We start from the raw sequence: 20,489 nt of genomic DNA on the forward strand, positions 1-20,489 counted from the left end.
GTCAGACGCCTCCCGTCAGCCGTCCGGGCGACATCCTGCGTCCCGGATCGAACCGTTCCTTGACCCGCCGCATCAACGGCAGCGCGCTCACCCGCCCCCACCTGTCGATCCCGGCGTACGGCGCGGCCAGCACGTTCACCCGGCCGCCCGCGGCCTCGACCCGCTCCCGCAGCCCGGCCACCAGGCCCGGCAGGACGTCCGCGGCGACGGGGGCCCGCGGCTCCAGCAGCACCCGCCCGGCGACCACCGACCCGCGCAGCGACAGGCCGCACCCGGCCGCCGCCCGCAGCACCACCCCGGCCGCGGCGGGTGGAAAACGCACCTCGACCAGCACTTCGTCCCGTGGGAGGCGTCCCCACCAGGACGGCGGCTCGCCGGTCACCGCCCCGGCGCCGGCCAGGTCGCGCAACGCCTCGGCCCGCGCGCCGGCCGCCGTGCCCTCCACCAGCACGGCCAGCGTCACCGGCCCGCCCGGCTCCGGGCGGTCCACCTCGACCGCGCTCGGCTCGGCCTGCGAGGCCGCCAGCGCCGCCGCGATCGCCGGCACGTCGTCCGCGGGCAGCCCGGCGACCACCCAGCTCCGCTCGCCGGGCAGCGGATGCAGCCGGAACGTGGCCTCCGCGATCACCCCGAGGGTGCCGTACGAGCCGGTGAAGAGCTTGCCGAGATCGTAGCCCGCGACGTTCTTGACCACCTTGCCGCCCGACCGGGCGACCGTGCCGTCGGCCAGCACCACCGTGACGCCGATGAGCAGGTCGCGGGCGGCGCCGTACCGGAAGGCGCGAGGGCCGGGCAGGCCGGCGGCGAGGGTGCCCCCGACGGTCGCCTCGCGGGCGGACGGCACGTCGAGCGCCAGCTCCTGCCCCCGCGCCGCGAGCACCTCCGCCAGCGCCCCCATCCTCACCCCGGCCTGGACGCGCACCACGAGGTCGCCCGCCGCGTGCTCCAGGACCTCGTCCATGCGGCGCAGGTCGAGCAGCACGTCGCACCGCTCCGGCGGCGGCCCCCAGTGCAGCTTCGTGCCGCCGCCCACGGGCACCACCGCCAGATCGCGCGCGGCGCAGGCGCGCAGCACGGCGGCGACCTCCTCGACCGTCTCCGGCAGCGCCACCCACCGGGCTCCCCACCGGAGCACCGGGTCATCGGGAGCGGCCGCCCGGACCGTCACGCCGGTGCCCGAGAACGGATCGGCCATCAGAACTGCTCCGCCCTGCCCGACTCGACCAGCGGGTGCGCGCCCTTGCGCACGCCCGGCACCTCGCCGCACAGCCGCGGCGTGGGGAACACCTTGCCCGGGTTGGACAGGCCGCCCGGGTCGAACGCGCACCGGACGAGCTGCATGGTGTCCAGGTCGGCCGCGGTGAACATCTTCGGCATGTAGCGGGCCTTGTCCACCCCGACGCCGTGCTCGCCGGTGATCGAGCCGCCGTGCTCGACGCACAGGTCGAGGATCGCGCCCGAGACCGCCTCGGCCCGCTCGCCCGCGCCCGGCTCGGCGTCGTCGAACAGCACGAGCGGGTGCAGGTTGCCGTCGCCGGCGTGGAAGACGTTGGCCACCCTGATGCCGTGCTCGCGCGAGAGCCGGTCGATGGCCGCCAGCACGCCGGGCAGCGACGTGCGCGGCACGACGCCGTCCTGGACGATGTAGGCCGGGCTGATCCGGCCCACCGCCGCGAAGGCCGACTTGCGGCCCTTCCAGATGGCCGCGCGCTCCTCGGGACCGGCCGCCACGCGCAGCTCGAACGCGCCCGAGCAGATCTCCGCGAGCTGGGCGAACTGCCGCTCGACCGACTCCCGCGGCCCGTCCAGCTCGACGATCAGCACCGCGCCCGCGCCCGGCGGGTAGGAGCAGGCCACCGCCGCCTCGGCGGCCTCGATGGCCAGCGCGTCCATCATCTCGATCGCGGCCGGGACGATGCCCGCCCCGATGATCGCCGACACCGCCCGGCCGCCCTGCTCGATGTCCTCGAACGCGGCCAGCACGGTGGTCACCGCCTCCGGCGTCCGGCTCAGCCGTACGGTGATCTTGGTGGCGATCCCCAGCGTGCCCTCCGACCCGACGAACGCGCCGAGCAGGTCGTAGCCCGGGTCCATGCGGTCGAGGACGACCAGGTCGCCGTCGGGGGTGACGATCTCGCACGCCTCGACGTGGTTGACGGTGAAGCCGTACTTGAGGCAGTGGGCGCCGCCGGAGTTCTCGGCCACGTTGCCGCCGATCGAGCAGACCTGCTGGCTGGAGGGGTCGGGGGCGTAGTAGTACCCCTGCTCGCGGACCGCCTCGGTGATCGCCAGGTTGGTCACGCCCGGCTCGACCACGGCCCGGCGGTCGGGCAGGTCGATCTCCAGGATCCGCCGCATCCTGGAGGTGACGATGAGCACGCCGTCCTCGCGGGGGAGCGCGCCGCCCGACAGGCCCGTGCCCGACCCCCTGGCCACGAACGGCACCCCGAAGTCATTGCACCTCCGGACGACCCCGGCGACCTGCTCGGCCGTGGCAGGCAGCACGACCACGCCCGGTGTCGCCCGGTGGCTGGTCAGCCCGTCGCACTCGTAGGTGCGCAGGCGTACCGGGTCGGTGATCACCGAGTCGGGAGGCAGCAGCGAGCGCAACGCCGCCGTCAGCGTGTCGAGCACCAGTCACTCTCCAGGTCCGTCACCTCTAGTGTGCGACTGTTTCCACCGTTATGGCCAGTTTTCGGAGGCCATCCGGGTGGTTTTCGGGGGGCCGCTTATGCACGCCCGCGTCTACGGCATTCGGGCGTACGCCGGCAGCGTCAGGAACTCGGCGAAGTCGTCGTCCAGCGCCACCTCCTTGAACAGCGCCGTCGCCTGCCCGAACAGCCGCTCGTCGTAGCCAGGCTCGGCGGAGACCCGGTCCAGCTCCTCGGCGATGATCCGCTCGACCAGCTCCTTGGTCACCTGCTCGCCGGTGTCGGCCAGCGTGATGTCGTTGTGGATCCACTGCCAGATCTGCGAACGCGAGATCTCGGCCGTCGCCGCGTCCTCCATGAGGTTGTGGATCGCGACCGCGCCCAGCCCGCCCATCCAGGCGGCCAGGTAGCGCAGGGCCACGTCGACGTTGCTGCGCAGGCCCGTCTCGGTGATCTGGCCGGGCGTCTCGGAGACCGACAGCAGGTCGGCGGCCGAGACGCTGACGTCCTCGCGCAGCCGGTCGAGCTGGTTGGGCCGGTCCCCCAGGACGCCGTCGAACACCTCGCGGCACACCGGCACGAGGTCGGGGTGGGCCACCCAGGAGCCGTCGAACCCGTCGCCCGACTCGCGCGTCTTGTCCGCCCGCACCTTCTCCAGCGCCACCGCGTTCACCTCGGCGTCGCGCCGCGAGGGGATGAACGCCGCCATCCCGCCGATGGCGTGCGCGCCGCGCTTGTGACACGTACGCACCAGCAGCTCGGTGTAGGCCCGCATGAACGGCGCCGTCATGGTCACCGCGTTCCGCTCGGGCAGCAGGAACTCCCGCCCCCGCGTGCGGAACTTCTTGATCACGCTGAACAGGTAGTCCCAGCGGCCCGCGTTGAGCCCGGACGAGTGGTCGCGCAGCTCGTGGAGGATCTCCTCCATCTCGAACGCCGCCGGGTAGGTCTCGATGAGCACGGTGGCCCTGATGGTGCCGTACGGGATGCCCAGGAGCTCCTGGGCCCGCGTGAACACGTCGTTCCAGAGCCGCGCCTCCAGGTGCGACTCCATCTTCGGCAGGTAGAAGTACGGCCCCTTGCCCTTGTCGAGCTGCCGCCGCGCGCAGTGGAAGAAGTAGAGCCCGAAGTCGAACAGCGACGCCGACACCGGCCGCCCGTCCACCTGGGCGTGCTTCTCGTCCAGGTGCCAGCCGCGCGGGCGCACCACGATCGTGGCCAGCTCGTCGTCGGGCCGCAGCGCGTACGTCTTGCCGCCGGTCTCGAAGTCGATCGCCCGGTCGAGCGCCTCGCGCAGGTTGAGCTGCCCGGACACGCAGTTCTCCCACAGGGGTGAGTTGGCGTCCTCGAAGTCGGCCAGCCACACCTTGGCGCCGGAGTTGAGCGCGTTGATGGTCATCTTCCTGTCGACCGGCCCGGTGATCTCGACGCGGCGGTCCTCCAGGCCGGGGGCCGGTGGCGCGACCTGCCACTCGCCCTCCCTGACCGCCTTCGTCTCCGGCAGGAAGTCCAGCGTCCCGCCGGCCGACAGCTCCGCCTGGCGGGTCTGGCGGGCTTCGAGCAGCTCCAGCCGCCTGGCGCCGAACTCCCGCTGGAGAGCCGCCACGAAGCCGAGCGCTTCCGGCGTGAGGATCTCGTCGAACCGTTCGAGCATCGGGCCGGTGATCTCCATGTCCCCCTCTTTTCCGTAGGGTGGAAAACTGATTCTGGATTGTGGAAGTGAAGCTACTCCGGCCAGGGTTCCCGGGTCAAAGGCTGGGGTATCCCTGGTGCGCCTTCCGGGGCATCCCCGATGCGGAGGGGGTCATGCCCGCGAAAGGATCGGGGGCATGAAGACGATTGCCGTGGCGGGCGGGCTGCTGGCCGCCGCGCTGGTGCTGACGGGTTGCGGGCTTGAGAGCCTCGGGGGTTCCTCGAACCAGGACACCGTGTCCTACGAGGTCAAGGACAAGGTCTCCAAGCTGCAGGTCAAGAGCGACGCCGGGGATGTCGTGATCACGGAGACCGACGGTCCCGCCGTCCGCGTCATCGAGACGCTGCGCTGGCGGAACGACGACAAGCCCAAGCCGCAGCACAAGGTCGAGGCCCAGGCGCTTTTCGTGACGTACGACTGCCCGTCCAACTGGGGGAGCTGCAGTGTCGACTACAAGATCGAGATCCCCAAGGGGATGGCGGTCGACCTCGACAGCGGCTCGGGCGACATCACGTTGCGGGCGCTGAGCGGCCAGCTCACGGCCGACCTCGGCTCCGGCGACCTCGACGGCTCCGGCATGACCGGCAAGAAGGCCTACGTCAAGGCCGGGTCGGGCAACGTCGAGCTCAAGTACGCCGCCGCGCCGGACAGTACGGAACTGGAGTGCGGTTCGGGGGACATCGTCCTGAAGGTGCCCGCGGGCGCCTACAACGTGAAGACCGACGTGGACTCCGGGGACTCCGCCGTCTCCGTCAAGTCCGACCCGAGCTCTCCCCGTACGATCTCGCTGACCGCCGGTTCCGGCGACGTGGCGCTCTCCGCGGAATGATCCGCGGGATAACCAGATGATGACTCCGGGGATGTCGTGCCACCATCGTGGGAAGACACCGAGGTGTCCAGACGTTCCCTCATAGAGATGACACGAATGCACGAATACACCGCGCTCGACGAGTTCGAGACCGGCGACATGGACCTCGAGGAGCGCCAGGCGCTGCGCCGCGTGGCGGGCCTCTCCACCGAACTCCAGGATGTCTCCGAGGTCGAGTACCGGCAGCTGCGGCTCGAGCGGGTCGTTCTCGTCGGCGTCTGGACCTCCGGCACGGCCGAGGACGCCGAGAACTCCCTCCTCGAGCTCAAGCTCCTGGCCGAGACGGCCGGCTCCGAGGTGCTCGAAGGGCTCATCCAGCGGCGCCAGAAGCCCGACCCGGCCACCTACATCGGCTCGGGCAAGGCCCTGGAGCTGCGCGACGTGGTCGAGTCGACCGGCGCCGACACCGTGATCTGCGACGGCGAGCTGACCCCCGGCCAGCTCCGCCAGTTGGAGGAGACGGTCAAGGTCAAGGTCATCGACCGTACGGCGCTGATCCTCGACATCTTCGCCCAGCACGCCAAGAGCCGCGAGGGCAAGGCCCAGGTCGAGCTGGCGCAGCTGCAGTACCTGCTGCCGCGCCTGCGCGGCTGGGGCGGCAACCTGTCCCGCCAGGTCGGCGGTCGTGCCGCCGGCGGCGTGGGCATCGGCGGCCGCGGCCCCGGTGAGACCAAGATCGAGCTTGACCGGCGCCGCATCCGCGAGCGCATGTCCAAGCTGCGCCGCCAGATCAGCGGCATGTCCACCTCGCGCGAGACCATGCGCCACCGGCGCCAGCGGCGCGAGGTCCCGGCCGTGGCCATCGCGGGTTACACCAACGCGGGCAAGTCCTCGCTGCTCAACCGCATCACCGGTGCGGGCGTGCTGGTCGAGGACGCGTTGTTCGCCACCCTCGACCCGACCGTGCGTCGCGCGCGCACGCCGGAGGGCCGGCTGTTCACGATCGCCGACACCGTCGGCTTCGTGCGCCACCTGCCCCACCAGCTCATCGAGGCGTTCCGGTCCACGCTGGAGGAGGTCGCCGACGCCGACCTGATCCTGCATGTGGTCGACGGCTCGCACCCCGACCCCGAGGGGCAGCTCGCGGCCGTCCGCGAGGTGTTCGCCGACATCGAGGGCGCCTCAGAGGTGCCCGAGGTCGTGGTGATCAACAAGGCCGACGCGGCCGACCAGGAGGTGCTCGACCGCATCGCCAGGCGCGAGCGTGACAGCATCGTGGTCTCCGCCCGTACCGGCAAGGGCGTCCCCGAGCTCATGCGGCTCATCGAGGAGCGGCTGCCGCGCCTCGACCACGAGGTCCACCTGCTGGTGCCGTACGACCGGGGCGACCTGATCTCGCGGGCCCACAAGGAGGGCGAGGTGCTCTCCGTCGAGCACGTCCAGGACGGCACCGTCCTGCACGCCCGCGTGCTGCCGAGCCTGTTCCAGGAACTGGAGCGGGTCGGCAAGCCGGTCGAGCGCGTCTCTTAGCGGGACGGCTGGGCAGCTCTTCGCTCAAAGTAGCGCAGAGCTGCCCAAATAGGGCAGTGGTCCCCGAACCCCGGGGTTGCTAGGATGGCCAGACCTAACATTGGTCTGGTTTTTTGGTTTCGGTTCTGGGTTTCGGATGATGACGTCGAGTGCGGCAGTCGTCAGCGGGTCCAGGGGGGCAAGGCGTGGCCGGGTGACGGATGGGATGAGAGGTCTTTCTTCCGAATAACCCTGTACACCAAGCCCGGCTGTGAAATAACGTAACTGAACTGAAATCGCCGGATCATGTCTCTGGCGATACGGTCACCGCACAACATCACGCGGATGAGAGCAGGAGACCCCCCATGTCGTCCGGACCCGGAGCGGACTCAGTGGGCGCGGCACAGGCCGTGCACTGGGTGCTGCGCCTGCAGGGGGCGGTGGTGCGATGACCGTTCGGCTCTTGACCAACATCGGTCGCCTGTGGACGGGTAACGAGGTCCTCAGCAACGCGGCCATCCTGGTGCACAACGACCGCATCGCCTGGGTCGGGCGGGCGCCCGACCTCCCGCAGAGCGTGCCCGGCGTCGTCGACGACATCGTCGACGTCGACCACGTGGAGAACCTCGGCGGCGCGCTCGTCACGCCCGGTCTCATCGACGCCCACACGCATCCGGTCTACGCCGGCAACCGCTACGCCGAGCTTGCCATCCGCACCGGCGGCTCCAGCGCGGCCTCGATCACCGCGGCGGGCGGCGGCGTCGGCTCCACGGTCACCGTGACCCGCGGCACCGACCCCTGGACGCTGTGCAACGGCGTGCGCGAGCGGCTGCGGAGCTGGCTGCTCAGCGGCACCACCACCGTCGAGGCCAAGACCGGCTACCACCTCACCCGCGACGGAGAGCTGGCCGACGTGCGGCTCCTGCGCGAGCTGGAGAAGGAGCCGATGATGCCGCGGGTGCACGTCACCTTCCTCGCGGCGCACGTCGTCCCTCCGGAGTACTTCGGCCGTCAGCGCGAGTACGTCGAGGCCGTGGGCGCGTGGTGCGCCGACGCGGCGGCGGCCGGCGCCGACAGCGTCGACGTCTACTGCGACGAGGGCCACTTCACCACCGAGGAGTCCCGCTGGGTCCTCGCCTCGGGCCGCAACGTCGGGCTGCTTCCGCGCATCCACGCCGGCCTGTTCAGCCGTCGCGGCGCCGTGCAGCTGGCCGCCGAGCTCGGCTGCGCCTCCGCCGACGGCCTGCACCACATGTCCGACGAGGACATCGCGATCATGTCCCGCTACGGCGTGCCCGCGGTGGTCTGCCCGGCCACGGCGCTCCAGCGCGGTCACGTGCCGCCGGTCCGCCAGATGATCAAGCACGGCGTGCAGATCGCCCTCGGCAGCGACCACAACCCCGGCTTCTGCGGCATCACCTCGATGTCGCTGGTCATCGCGATGGCGGTGTCGGCGTTCGGCATGAGCGTCAACGACGCGCTGCGCGCGGCCACGCTGGGCGGCGCGACCGTCCTCGGGGCGCCCGACCGCGGGGTGCTTGCTCCCGGGCGGCTGGCCGACATCGTCCAGTGGGACGCCGACCACGAGGGCGCCTTCGCCTGGTCCTTCGGGCTCAAGCCGCGCCGGGTGTGGCGGGGCGGCACTCCCGTCCAGTAACACCGCGTTCCGGGTCGGGTGGCTAATCTCGGGATATGCCGCCCTCTGTCGCCGTCGTCACCGATTCCACCGCGTACCTGCCCGCTGTGCCCGGGGTGACGGTGGTGCCCGTACAAGTGGTCGTCGGCGGCATCCCCCGCGACGAGGGCGCCTTCACCGGCGACCTCGCCACCGCCACCACCTCGCGCCCGTCACCCTCGCGCTTCGCGGCCTGCTACGACGCGCTGGCCGCCGCCGGCGCCACGGGCGTGGTGTCGATCCACCTGTCCGGCGAACTGTCGGGCACCGTGGACTCCGCCGTCGCGGCCGCCGGGAGCGCGCCCGTGCCGGTTGAGGTGATCGACAGCCGGTCCATCGCGATGGGTCTCGGCTATCCCGTGCTCGCCGCGGCCCGGTCCGCCGCCGCCGGCGCCTCCCTGACCGCCGTGGCCGACGCCGCCCGCCGCACCGCCACCCGGACCTTCTTCTACGTGGACACGCTGGAGTACCTGCGGCGCAGTGGCCGCATCGGCGCCGCCACGTCGTTGTTCGGGTCGGCCCTCATGATCAAACCGCTGCTGCACATCGTGGACGGGCGCATCTCCCTGCTGGAGAAGGTCCGGACGTCGGGACGGGCGATCGCGCGGCTGGAGGACCTGGTGGTGGAGGCGGCGGCGGACCTGGGCGGGGTGGGGGTGGCCGTGCAGCACATGGGGGCTCGGGGGCGGGCCGAGCTGCTGGGGGAGCGGTTGTCGAAGCGGGTGGCGGGGCTCGGCGAGGTGCGGGTGGTGGAGGTGGGGGCGGTGATCGGGGCTCATGTGGGGCCGGGGATGCTGGGGGTGACGGTCACGTCGTACGAGGGGTGACCGGGGTGTGTGCTCGTGGGTGTGTTTGGGCGGTTGCTTGTCCACAACCTCTTCGTTTCTGACGGGCGTCGTCCCCAGAATTCGGTTCGGTAGCTCGGGGCTGGGAGTGGCGCGTCTAGGTTCGTCGGCGTGCGATCTCAGGAACCGACGGCGGAGCGGACCATAGCCGAATCCAGGCTCCGGTCGATCACCACCCCTGCCCGCCGGGCCCGTCCGGGACGACGTGCCAGGCATCCCTATGGGGACGTGCCTCAGCTCAGAGCGGTACCGGCAGCGGCTCCGCCTCGGTCGCGCACTGGGGCGTGGGACGTGCGGCAGGTGGGGGAGCTGGGGGATGAGTCGCAGTCCGGCCTTCAGGGGAGTTCCTCCCGGGGTGATCATCAGGGGGAGTCTCTGCCGGAGCGGTGGGGTGATCATCAGGGGGAGCCTCTGTCGGGGCGGTGGGGTGAGGCTCCGCGTGAGCTGTGGGCCGATCTCCCGGCTGCGGAGACTCCGTCCGCAGCCGACTCGGCCGCCCGCGGCCCTTCCTCGCCCGACCCGGCCTCGTTCGGTTCGTCCTCGGCTGGTTCGTCTTTGCCCGGTCGTCGTCGGCTCACCGGGAGTCCTGCTCCCATGCCTCCGACCTTCCAGGCGTTCCGCGATGCCGTCACCTCCGCCCAGCCCTCTGCCGCCCTCGACCTCAGCAAGCCCGGGCTGCGGGTGCTCATGGCCGTAGGGGCTCTGGCCGTGGCGGTCGCCGCCTTCTTCGTCTGGCGGTCCCAGCCCACGCCTGAGCCTCTGCCGCCCACACCCGTGATGACCTCTCCGACTCCGTCGCCCACCGTGAAGGTGACCGTTCAGGTGGCGGGCAAGGTCCGCAGTCCCGGCGTCTACCTGCTCCCTCAGGGCTCCCGGGTGACGGACGCCGTGTCGGCGGCAGGCGGGCTCAGGCACGGCGCCTCCACCGGCGCCCTCAACCTGGCCAGACGCCTGCTCGACGGAGAGCAGATCGTGGTGGGCGCCCCCGCAGCCGCCGCCGCACCTCCCGGTCTCCCCGGATCCGACCCCGCCACGGCCGTCCTCGACCTCAACTCCGCCACCACCGACCAACTCGAAGAACTCCCCGGAGTGGGAGAGGTGCTGGCGGCCAGGATCGCCGAGTTCCGCACCGCCCACGGCGGCTTCACCAGCGTGGACCAGCTCCGCGAGGTGAGCGGCATCGGCGCGAAGAAGTACGAGGAGATCAAGCCGAAGGTCCGCGTCTGACATGGCGCACCTCACCACCATGGACGACGGCGAGCACAGGCGCTCCTGGACCCTCGTCCTCCCGGCGCTGTCGGCTTGGGCCGGTGCCCTGGTCCTGCTCGGCCAACCGCCCGCTGTGGGCATGACGGCAGCCGCCATCCTCGCGCTGGCCGCCTGTGCCCTGGCCTGGTGCACGCGCTCCGCGTCCAACTCCGCCGCCTGGCTGCTGCGCCTGCCGTTCAGCCGTCCACGGTCGCAAGGCTCTTCGTCCGCTCGCTTCGGACGGGGTCCTTGGGGAGGATGTTCGCCCTGGTGGGCGGCCTGGCGCAACGTCGTGCTGGCCGCACTCGTCTGCGCGGCGGCGGCAGCCGCGTCGGTCGCCTTCCGCGTCCAGGCTCTGACCGCCGGGCCGGTGGCCGAGCTGGCCGCCGGGAACGCGACGGTGACCGCCGAGCTCGTCCTGTCCGACGATCCGAAGCGGAGGCAACGCGGAAGCGGCCACTTCAACCGGGACAGCTACGTGATCCCGGCCACCCTCAAGATCATCGATCTCCCGGCGGGCACTGACGGAGGGACGGCGCAGGCATCCCGACCGCCGGGACGCCAGGCCATCGATGTCCCCATAACCGTCTTCGCCGGCGGCAACGCCTGGAGCACCCTGCTGCCCAGCCAGCGGCTGCAGGTCACCGGCCGCCTGGCCAGGCCCACGCCCGGTGACCTGGTGGCGGCCATCCTCCTGGTACGAGGCGAGCCCCGCATCCTGACGCCGCCCTCGTCCGTGCAGACCATGGCGGGCACCCTCAGAACCGGCCTGCGGACGGCCGCCGACCCCCTCCCGCCCGACCAGCGCGGCCTCCTGCCCGGCCTGGTGGTGGGAGACGTCTCCCGCATCGACCCTCAGGTGGCCGCCGACCTCAAGGAAGCGGGCCTGAGTCATCTGAACGCCGTGAGCGGCGCGAACCTCGCCATCGTCGCCGGCGCCGCCCTGGCGCTCTCCCGCCTGGTCGGCCTCTCCCTGCCGCTCAGAGCCGTCTTCGCGGCCGTCGCGATGCTCGCGTTCACCGTGGTGGCCCGGCCGTCCCCGAGCGTTCTCCGCGCCCTCCTGATGGGCCTGGCCGCCGCCCTCGCGCTGGGCACGGGTCGTGCGAAGGACGGTCTCGCCGCTCTGTCGGCAACCGTCCTCTTGCTGGTCCTGTTCGCCCCGGACCTGGCCCGTTCGTACGGCTTCGCCCTCTCGGTCGCGGCCACCGCCGGCATCCTGCTTCTCGCTCCACGCTGGCGCGACAAGCTTTCACTCCCGCCACCGGCGCATGCCGTCCCTGATGCATCGCCGGCAAGGGGCCGGACTGCGGAAAAGCAGAGTGGGCGTGATACGACGGAGACGTCCACCACTCCCGATCGTCGATGGGCGAATTCCGGCCGGGGCGGGAATGCGGCAGGCTTGCTGAGAGCCGGTCATGGGGTAGGGGAGGCGGCCGAGCGTGGGGTACATGGGGCTGTGAGGGCTGCCGAGCGCGGCGGGGTGCCTGGGGCTGTGAACGCTGCCGAGGGCGGCGGGGTACATGGGGCTGCGACGACTGCGCGCGTGGAGGGCGCCGCCGGCTGTCTCTCGTCGTCGCTCCCGGAAGACGCGTCCGCCGGTCGAGGGCGCGCCGTGTCGAGGCTGTGCCGCCTGCCGAGATGGCTGGCGGAGGCGCTGGCCGTGTCGGCCGCCGCGCAAGCGGCCGTGACGCCCGTCCTGGTGCTGATGTCGGGACAGTTGACGCTGGTCGCGGTGCCCGCCAACCTGCTCGTGGCCCCCGCCGTGGCTCCGGCGACCCTGCTCGGCTTCGCTGCCGCCCTGGTGGCCCCGATCTGGCCGGACGCCGCCGGCATGCTGGTGGTCCCGGCCGGATACGCGGTGGGCTGGATCGTCACCGTGGCTCGCTGGGCGGTGAACGTCCCGCTCGCCACCGTGCCCTGGCCGGGTGGTCTTCCTGGTCTCGGCCTCCTCGCCGTCGCCGTGGCAGTCGCGATCCCGGTTCTCAGACGTCGCCCTTGGCGGACGATGGCGCTGGTGGCGGCAGCGGCCGCCCTGGTGGCCGTACTGGTGATCCGCCCGCTGGCCGGGGCGTGGCCGCCGAAGGGCTGGCTGATGGTGATGTGCGACGTCGGCCAGGGCGACGGGCTGGTGGTGGCGGCCGGACCAGGACGAGGGGTGGTCGTGGACACCGGCCCGGACCCGGTCGTCATGGACCGATGCCTGCGCAGGCTCGGCGTCGAGGAGGTTCCCCTGCTCGTCCTGACCCATCCGCACGCCGACCATGTGGACGGTCTGCCAGGCGTGCTCAGAAACCGACGCGTCGGAGCCGTGATCGTCAGCCCTCGGCCGACGGCGGTGCAGTCCAGCGCGCGGATCTCGGCCGTACTGGCTCGTCACCGGGTTCCCGAAGGGCGGGCGGAACCCGGCACACGATGGAGGTTCGGGCCGTCCGAGCTGACCGTCGTCGCCCCTGACTCGACGTCCGGCGGGTGGAACGGCCAGGGCGAGGGCAGTGTGATCAACAACTCCAGCGTCGTCATCCACGTACGCTGGCGCGCCGGTTCCGCCCTGCTCGCCGGAGACCTGGAAACCGAGGCGCAGGACGATCTGGCACGCCACCTCACCGTGCGCGCCGACATCCTCAAGACCCCGCATCACGGCTCGAACCGCCAGTCCCCGGCCTTCCTGGCCTCGCTGGGCGCGCGAGCCGCCCTGATCAGCGTGGGCGCCGGCAACGACTACGGCCATCCGGCCACATCGACCCTCGCCCTCCTCCACCGACTCGGCACCGCCATCTACCGAACCGACCGATCCGGTGACCTGGCAGTCGTCGAACACGAAGGCAGCCTGGCCGTGGTCCCTCGTGGACCGTGAGTCGTCCGACGCCGAGCGAGCGGGACCTGGGACCATCAGGGCGCGAAGGAGCGGGACCGGTGCCGGTGGGTTGCCCGAACCGGACGAGGACCTGGCCGCCGAGGTTCTTGAGCGGGTCGCGGGGTGTTGGCTCTTCACGCCCGGTGCCGAGCTGGCGAGGGGATCTCCCGGGCGGGGGCGTCGCGGCGCTTCCGGAGGGCTTCGATCCGGTGGCGACCGATGGCGAGCTCCGACCGTTCTCCGATTTGACGCGACTGGCGAGCTGCGTCCCGGCCGGATGCCTCTGCACAGACTGTGTGCCGATGCCACGGATGGCGGGCTGTGCCAGCGTCACCGCGCAGGCCGATCGGTTGCATTCCGTATGTGATCGGGTGATATCTGTGATAAGGCGCCGCTGAGGGCGGGCGGTGCGGGAGATGCAGCAGCGGCCCCAGCGGACGGGCCTCTTCCCTGAAGGACACACATGTTCTGTTCTCTCAAGGCTCGCTTGCGATGTGCCGCCCTCGTCACCCTGGCCGCCATCCTGAGCCCTGCCAGGGTCCGCCGTTCCGGCGCAGGCCGCCAGCCGGAGAGTGGTGCTCTTCAATGGCAGCGGCTCGTATCTGCGCTTCTACACCAACCTCAGCGGCTGCACGCTGCTGCCCGGCCTCGACGCCGTCATCCTCAACGAGACCGATGGGTTCATCCGCATCTACTCGCACACGGACTGCCAGGGCCCATCCCTCATCATGATGTCCAACACCGGCATCCGCGTCGGCATCGTGTCGAGCTTCTCCGTCTCTACGCCGTGAGCCACGTACACCCCTCAGGCCCATTGCCTGGGGCGGTCCGAAGGCTTTCGACCTATAGGGCGGCTTCGCGTAGGTGCAGGCTGTCGGGCACCTTGCCGAACCGGACGGCCGCCTCGTGCGGCTTCTTCATCCGGTCGAGGCAGCGGTGTTTGACTGTTGGCCGCCGCAGGAACCGCGCTTCTTGCGGTTGGCCCCTGCGGGAGTTGGCGCCAGTCTCGCAACCGGCGATCTAGTGAAGGGTTTGGCTGAAGAAGTCGAGCAGGGCCCTGCGTTCCAGGTGGAGGGCTTGCTGGGGGTCGATGGTGCCGTACTGCTCGGGGGTGGGGTTGGGGTCGAGCCATTCGCCGTCGGAGAAGGTCAGGTGCTGGGCGCCGGCCAGCCGGACGACCCGGCCCGGCAGCGGGGGGTGGCTGTCGGCTTGGGCGGAGGTCAGCGACAGGAGGGGCTTGGTGATCGGCCACCGGCTGACGTCGCCGAAGATGGGCTCGGTCCACGGGCCGTCCAGGTTGACGCCGGCGATGATCCGCGGGTCGTCGTGCATCGCCGCGACCGTCTCCACGCCGCCGAAGGAGGCGCCGAACATGCCCACTCGTGCCAGGTCCAGCTGGTTCAGCACGAAGCGCACGTCGGCGACCCGGGTGGCGACCTCATGGGCGGTGTCGGGGTCTTTGACCTCGTCGACGATGCGGCCATCGGGAAACTCCACCTCCTCGGCGTAGTGGGTGTGGTCGATGGTGACGACCTGGTAGCCGTGGCTGGCCAGTTCCTCCACCAGGACGGTGTTGCCGGTCCGGGTGTCGTGAGAGCCGTGGGCGTACACGATGACCGGGTGAGCGCCGGGGGCGATCGGGGCGTTCAGGTAGGCGTGGGTGACTGGCAGCTTCACCTCATCGGGGATCGCGTTGATCTGCCGGGTCCGTGCCTCGGCGCCTTTGGCCATGTACGGCGCGAGCGTGCCGCTGGACGCCGAGGTGGGATACCACAGCTGGACCATCAGTTCACGTACCGGTTGCCCCTCCACCCAGTCGTCGCGGCGGGTGGAGTCCACCAGTCGCAGCATCCTGGTGCCGATCTTGTTCGGGCCGGTGGGCGGCGGCAGGGTGAGCTGCGCGCTGGTGATCCCGGGCAGCGGTGTGGGCTTGCCGGATTGGTCGGCGGCGCTGGAAGAGGTGCTGGAGCAGGCCGACATGGTGAGGATCGCCACCGCACTTATGATCAACATTCTCATGCTTTTGAGGATCAGGAAGTGCTCGGGGGCAGTCATCCTGCCGTGGAATGAGCAGTCCCGGAGATGGCTTCTCGGGGACTCCCCTACGGGAAGCTCGGTTGTCGCCACAGCCGCGCAATCACGGGACGCCCGGGGCGCGGCCATGGCGTCGGTGTGAGGGATGTCGGGGGGCGATGACCGTCTGTCCAGGCATTCCGCGGGCGAGGTGGGACAGGCGTTCGTAGTCGCGGACGGTCCGGCGTGCCCACAGGGATCTTTCGACTATCCGTCGGCATGGGAGATAGGGCGTGATTTAGAACGCTGTCGCGTTGATCGCGCCACGCCGGGATGATCTCGGTGTGGCGCGTGGGGATCTCACCGATGAACAGTGGGCTGTGTTGAACTTCTGCTACCGGTGTCGACGGCGGGGCGGCCGGCAGCCTCACGACGGCGCTGGACTTTCCCGTAGGGCTGTCACAGCGCGGACCTATGCTCGTCGCCATGTCGATATCCGCCACCCCCGCATCCCTGTCCTATGCCGACGCCGACGCCCGTCTGAGCGGCGCGTTGTCCGCCGCGTTCGAGAGTGAAGGAGAGTCGTCCGACTATGACAGCGTGCTGTTCTTCGACGGCGATCTCGCGGTCGACGGGGACTTCCTGGACGCCGTCAATGCCCTGCGAAGCGGGGACGACGAGGACGACGTCGAGTTGATCGTGATCACCGGCAATCTGACGGTCAACGGCCCGATCGCGCTCTATGAGGACCAGCCCGGACTCTACGTCGGCGGTCGCACCGAGGCCGAGACCTTGGAGGCCGGCGACTGCGAGATCTACATCCACGACGGCGCCTTCACGCACCTCGTCTACGGCTGTTACAACCACGGCCGGCTATGGACCGGGACCGTCGAGACCCCTTGGGTGATCGACTTCGAACACGCCATGAACGTGCACGCCGTCGGCGGGCGCTGGGTGGACAACTTCGGCGACGCCAAGGACGCCGACTACGCCAAGCCGGGCATCGTCGAGGCGTTCGTGCCCGAGGTCGTCGACGCGGAGGACCGCTGTCTGGACGTCGAGGCGTTCCTGGACCGGCTGCGGGCCGGGCTGCCGGTCCTGCGGCCCGGAGCCCGGACGGCGGCCGAGTCGGCCGAAGCCGACGTGTCCCGGTCCCGGGCCGACCGAGTGGAGCACCTCGACCTGACCGATCGCAACCTCAAGGAGTTTCCCGCCGAGGTGCTCCAGATGCCGTGGCTTCGTACCCTGATCCTGGACGGCAACCCGATCGGCGAGCTGCCCGAGGCGCTCGGGACGCTCACCCGGCTGGAGCACCTGTCGGTGCGCAAATGCGAGCTGATCGCCCTGCCGGAATCGATCGGCGACCTGGCCGCGCTCCGGGTGCTGTGCGTCGCCGGCAACCGGGACACGGACCTGGACACGGTCGAGTTCACCTTGCCGGCCGCCATCGGCCGGCTCACCGCTCTGGAGGAACTCGACATCTCCTATCTGTCCGTCTCCGTCGACACGGAGTCGGGGTCGGAGTGGAACCTGCCGGAGGTGACGCGGTTCGTCCTGCCGGACGCCTTCGGCGACCTGGTCGCGCTGCGCAAGCTGGTCGCCGACGGGACCGACGTCGTGTTCCCCGACTCCGCGCACGGGCTGGCCGCCGTCGAGGAGGTGTCCATGACCGGCGGGAGTCATTACTTCCTGCGGACCTTCCCCGAGGCCGTCACCACCTTCCCGAACCTGCGCCGGCTCGACCTGAGCGGCAACTACTTCGACACCGTCCCCGACAGCCTGCTGCGGTTGACCCGCCTCGAAGAGCTCGACCTCGGCGACAGCCTCGGTCTGCTGCGCGACCCGCTGCCCGACCTTGGCCGCCTGCCCGCGCTGCGGGTCCTCGGCTTCGGCGGAGACAGCCGCCGCGCTAGCACGCCCCTGCCGTCGCACGATTTCCTGCGGGAGCTGTTCGCCATGGAGCTGCCCGGACTGGAGGAGCTCCGGATCAGCCGGTGGCAGCGGAACACCAAGCGCCTCAAGCTCAAGCCCGAGCACTTCGCCGGGATCGGGACGTTTCGTCGGCTGCGGGTCGTCGACCTGAGGTTCAATCAGCTCAACGACCTGCCGGCGGATTTCGACACGCTCCCCGATCTGGCGGTGGCCAACTTGTACGGCAACCTGTTCCCAGGGGCGGTCCGCGACCGGCTCACCGCCGCACACCCGACCGCCCAGATCGACTTCGAGTAGGCGTTCGAGGTCGGCGTGGCCTTCGAGCGGTACGCCTTGTCGGCCCGCACCCGATCCGGGCGGCAGCGGGGACGGCCGGCACCCGGGCGGGGCACCCGAATCGCCTCCGACACGGGCACGAACTGTGGACTGTCGCCGCGCTGCCCAGCGGTGACGACCAGGGACAACAGACGCTGTCCGTGTTCGCAGGCCAGATGAATCTTGCTGGTCAGGCCGCCGCGGGAGCGGCCCAGGCCGTGGTCGGCCGGTTCGATGTCCACCCCGCCCGGCGGCTCCTTCTGGGCTGCGCCGTCGCGGCGGGCGCCGGCGGCGTGCTGATGGGCCCGGCTGATCGTGGAGTCCACCGACACGTCCCAGATAATCCGCCCGGCTATCGGCCCTGGTCTGCAGCTTGATGAGCGGCATGGCCCACACGCCCTCGCGCAGGGCCTGTACGGAGTTCGGATCTACAGCCCGGCCAGGCGGCTGTCAGGCGTCTTGTCGAACCGGCCCGTCGTGCTGACCTGGTCTGCTTTCGGAGCCGGCGCACCGCCTGCAGATCGATTTGATCGTTCGAGAATTCTCGCACTATCATCGTGTGAAAATTGTCGAACGATTGAAGGTGGTTCCGTTGGCGCCGGCACGGGTGTACCAGCATCCCGAGGTTGATGAGATCGCGATCCCGCGCGTGTTGTTCGCGTTGAGTGAGCCGCTGCGGTTGTCGATGGTGCGGATGCTCGCGGAACGCGGTGAGGTGGACAGCATCGAGCTGGGCCCGGACCTGCCGCGCTCGACGCTCACGCATCACACCAGCCTCCTGCGCGAGTCCGGAGTGGTGTTCGTCCGTGCTGAGGGACGCAAGTGCCTGATCCGACTTCGCGACGACGACCTGGAGGCGCGGTTCCCCGGATTGATCGACACCGTGCTCAGCGGCTACCAGGAAGCCGCTCCCGCGCAGGAGGACGCGTGATCCGCCGTGTCTGGCCGCTTGTCGCGGCCGCGATCGCGCTGGGGATAGACGCCTACGTTCTCGCCGGGGTGCTGCCCTCGATCGCCGATTCGCTCGCCACGACGGTCGCGGCGGTCGGCCTGGGGGTGACGGCCTTCACCGCCGCGTACGCTCTGGCGGGACCGTTGTTGTCCGGATCGCTGATCCGCGGGAGTACCGCGAGGGCGCTGCTGATCGCGCTGGGCGTGTTCAATCTCGGCAACCTCGTCACCGTGATCTCGCCGGGGACCGAGGTGTTCCTCGCCTCGCGGGTGATCGCGGGCGTCGGCGCCGGCGTGCTCACCGCAGTGGCGACCGCAGCCGCCGCCGCCATGGTCGCCGACCACGAACGGGGTCGCGCCATGGCCATGGTGACCTTCGGCCTGTCCACCGGGACGGTCGCCGGAGTACCGGTCGGGATGCTCATCGGCGACCGGCTGAGCTGGCGATGGACCATGGCCCTGGTCGTCGCGGTCGGCCTGCTCAGCATGGTGGCCCTGGCCGTCAAGGCGCGTACGATCCCGTCGTTGCCCGCTTCGCGTGGTCCCGCCTTCGCGGTGCTGCGTTCGGCGAGGACGCTCGTCGGGGTCGCCGCCGCGTTCCTCCTCGGTGTGGCCAGTCTCGGGCTCTACACCTACCTGCTGCCCATGGCCGAGGCGCGAGGGCTCCAGGACTGGGGATTCGCGCTGGTGTGGGCCTGGGGCATCGGCGGAGTCGCCGGCTCCGCCCTGGTCGGCAGGCCGCTGGACGCCTTCGGGCCCCGTACGCTGCTCATCGTCCTGCCGGCAGTGCTCCTGGGGGGCTTCGCCGTCTTCTGGGTCTGTGCCACACCGGCGGCCTGGCTCGTCGCGGCGGCGTTGTGGGGGGCGGCGGGGTGGGCGAGCGTTCCCACCCTGCAACAAGCTCTGACCGGAGCCTGGCCCGAGCGGGCGATGCCGATCGTCGCGTTCCAGATGGCGGCAATGTATCTCGGGTCCGCCGCGGGAGCCGCCGCGGGCAGCGGTCTGCTCGCCAAGGGCGTCGATCCGGGCGATCTGTCCGCATGGGCGCTGATCCCCGCAGCCCTGGCGTTGCTGCTCACCTGCCGGCTCGGCATCGGCACGCTCCGCGCTCATGCCCGGCGCCCCGCCTCCCGCCTCGCCTGCGAGGCCGCAGACTGAGCGGGCGGCCCGTACGAAACCTCGGTGGCTCCTCCGGCAGGCGGTCGAAGGGCGGGAACGATCGCTGTCGCGGCAGGCCGACTGGCATGCTACTGTCCTTACATCATTCAGCTTATGAACGATTTCGGGTGAGAATAGTGATCGACCATCGCGCAGTGCAGATCGTCTTCGCCGACCTGCAGGACAGCATCGTGGCCCTGAGCAGTACGAACAGCCCTGGGGCCATCAGGCGGTCTGCCGGGGTGCTCGGCAAGGTCGCGCAGCTGCTGGAGATTCCCTTCACCGTGTCGGTCGCACCCAGGCCCGATGGGCCTGGCGTCATCGCCGAACTTCCCGAAGCGCCCCCCTTCGTGCGCGGCGGACCGTGCTGCTGGGACGACCAGGCATGGCGCGAAGTGATCGCCGTCGAGGCCCGCAAGACGCTGGTCGTCTGTGGTGTGACCTCGGAGATCGTCGTCCTGCACACCGCGCTCGACGCCCTGGCCGATGGGTATGACGTCATCGTCCTGGTTGATGCGAGCGGCGGTATGTCGGAGCGTACGGAGAACGCGGCCTTCCGTCAGATCGAGGCGGCGGGCGGCACGGTGACCTCGGTGGCGAGCTTCGTCACCGGCATGGTGCGCGACTTCACCACCCCCATCGGCCGCCAGGTCATCGCCGCACTGCACGGCCTGTCGGGCTAGCGATCACAACCGCGGCCCGTGCCCGCAGAGGCCGCCCTCCGTCCAGATCTCCGAGAGAAGTCCCATGAAACTCGCGCCCCACCTGCACCGCCTCGGCAACGACATCGTGGCCTGCTACCTCGTCGACACCGCCGAGGGCATCACGCTCATCGAC

15 protein-coding genes and 1 pseudogene are annotated in these 20,489 nt (G+C 70.7%); 11 read left to right on the top strand and 5 right to left on the bottom strand.

Annotated elements, in window-relative coordinates; genetic code table 11:
* Position 1: 1 nt before the first annotated feature.
* The 3 genes from ACWCSU_RS50040 to aceB form a co-directional block, all read right to left on the bottom strand.
* Positions 2 to 1,195, bottom strand: coding sequence for an FAD-binding oxidoreductase (locus ACWCSU_RS50040; RefSeq protein ID WP_449944084.1), 1,194 nt, complete (start codon positions 1,193 to 1,195; stop codon positions 2 to 4).
* Positions 1,195 to 2,634, bottom strand: coding sequence for an FAD-linked oxidase C-terminal domain-containing protein (locus ACWCSU_RS50045; RefSeq protein ID WP_449944087.1), 1,440 nt, complete (start codon positions 2,632 to 2,634; stop codon positions 1,195 to 1,197). The genes ACWCSU_RS50040 and ACWCSU_RS50045 overlap by 1 nt, the downstream gene beginning before the upstream one ends.
* Positions 2,635 to 2,745: 111 nt before the next feature.
* On the bottom strand, positions 2,746 to 4,323 hold the full coding sequence (gene aceB, locus ACWCSU_RS50050) for a malate synthase A (protein ID WP_449944090.1): 1,578 nt from the start codon (positions 4,321 to 4,323) through the stop codon (positions 2,746 to 2,748).
* Positions 4,324 to 4,480: 157 nt separating this feature from the next.
* Here aceB and ACWCSU_RS50055 point away from each other — a divergent pair, with 157 nt between their 5' ends.
* The 7 genes from ACWCSU_RS50055 to ACWCSU_RS50085 all read left to right on the top strand — a co-directional run bounded on the left by ACWCSU_RS50055 (position 4,481) and on the right by ACWCSU_RS50085 (position 14,074).
* Entirely contained in the window at positions 4,481 to 5,173 is a 693-nt protein-coding gene (locus ACWCSU_RS50055; RefSeq protein ID WP_449944093.1) for a DUF4097 family beta strand repeat-containing protein, read from the top strand.
* Between the two features lie 96 nt (positions 5,174 to 5,269).
* Positions 5,270 to 6,682 carry a GTPase HflX gene (gene hflX, locus ACWCSU_RS50060; protein ID WP_357694651.1) on the top strand — a complete coding sequence of 471 codons (1,413 nt, stop codon included), beginning with the start codon at positions 5,270 to 5,272 and terminating at the stop codon, positions 6,680 to 6,682.
* 427 nt (positions 6,683 to 7,109) lie between these two features.
* Complete coding sequence (hutI, locus tag ACWCSU_RS50065) at positions 7,110 to 8,318, top strand: imidazolonepropionase (RefSeq protein WP_357694176.1); 1,209 nt, start codon at positions 7,110 to 7,112, stop codon at positions 8,316 to 8,318.
* 35 nt (positions 8,319 to 8,353) lie between these two features.
* A complete protein-coding gene (locus ACWCSU_RS50070) occupies positions 8,354 to 9,163 on the top strand; it encodes a DegV family protein (protein WP_449944097.1) in 810 nt (269 codons plus the stop codon).
* Positions 9,164 to 9,775: 612 nt separating this feature from the next.
* Positions 9,776 to 10,408, top strand: coding sequence for a ComEA family DNA-binding protein (locus ACWCSU_RS50075; protein WP_357694172.1), 633 nt, complete (start codon positions 9,776 to 9,778; stop codon positions 10,406 to 10,408).
* A gap of 1 nt (position 10,409) precedes the next feature.
* Positions 10,410 to 13,283: a ComEC/Rec2 family competence protein gene (locus ACWCSU_RS50080; RefSeq protein WP_449944102.1), complete on the top strand. Its 2,874-nt coding sequence runs from the start codon at positions 10,410 to 10,412 to the stop codon at positions 13,281 to 13,283.
* A gap of 575 nt (positions 13,284 to 13,858) precedes the next feature.
* Positions 13,859 to 14,074: a hypothetical protein gene (locus ACWCSU_RS50085; RefSeq protein ID WP_449944105.1), complete on the top strand. Its 216-nt coding sequence runs from the start codon at positions 13,859 to 13,861 to the stop codon at positions 14,072 to 14,074.
* Between the two features lie 229 nt (positions 14,075 to 14,303).
* Here ACWCSU_RS50085 and ACWCSU_RS50090 read toward each other — a convergent pair whose 3' ends face one another.
* On the bottom strand, positions 14,304 to 15,302 hold the full coding sequence (locus tag ACWCSU_RS50090; RefSeq protein WP_449944108.1) for an alpha/beta hydrolase family protein: 999 nt from the start codon (positions 15,300 to 15,302) through the stop codon (positions 14,304 to 14,306).
* A 480-nt stretch (positions 15,303 to 15,782) separates the two neighbouring features.
* Here ACWCSU_RS50090 and ACWCSU_RS50095 point away from each other — a divergent pair, with 480 nt between their 5' ends.
* Positions 15,783 to 17,525: a leucine-rich repeat domain-containing protein gene (locus ACWCSU_RS50095; protein ID WP_449944111.1), complete on the top strand. Its 1,743-nt coding sequence runs from the start codon at positions 15,783 to 15,785 to the stop codon at positions 17,523 to 17,525.
* Between the two features lie 29 nt (positions 17,526 to 17,554).
* On the opposite strand, the pseudogene ACWCSU_RS50100 reads toward ACWCSU_RS50095, so the two are convergent.
* Positions 17,555 to 17,869: pseudogene (locus tag ACWCSU_RS50100) on the bottom strand (transposase); the annotation flags it as partial.
* A 233-nt stretch (positions 17,870 to 18,102) separates the two neighbouring features.
* On the opposite strand from ACWCSU_RS50100, the gene ACWCSU_RS50105 reads away from it, so the two are divergent.
* The 3 genes from ACWCSU_RS50105 (at position 18,103) to ACWCSU_RS50115 (ending at position 20,335) form a co-directional block, all read left to right on the top strand.
* On the top strand, positions 18,103 to 18,474 hold the full coding sequence (locus ACWCSU_RS50105; protein ID WP_449944113.1) for an ArsR/SmtB family transcription factor: 372 nt from the start codon (positions 18,103 to 18,105) through the stop codon (positions 18,472 to 18,474).
* The gene (locus ACWCSU_RS50110) at positions 18,471 to 19,652 is read left to right on the top strand and encodes an MFS transporter (RefSeq protein ID WP_449944116.1); all 1,182 of its coding nucleotides are present in this window, start codon (positions 18,471 to 18,473) and stop codon (positions 19,650 to 19,652) included. Before ACWCSU_RS50105 ends, ACWCSU_RS50110 begins: the two co-directional genes overlap by 4 nt.
* 155 nt (positions 19,653 to 19,807) lie before the next feature.
* Complete coding sequence (locus ACWCSU_RS50115; protein WP_449944118.1) at positions 19,808 to 20,335, top strand: isochorismatase family protein; 528 nt, start codon at positions 19,808 to 19,810, stop codon at positions 20,333 to 20,335.
* Positions 20,336 to 20,489: the final 154 nt, after the last annotated feature.

It is taken from the genome of Nonomuraea sp. NPDC001699 (genome assembly GCF_053596455.1).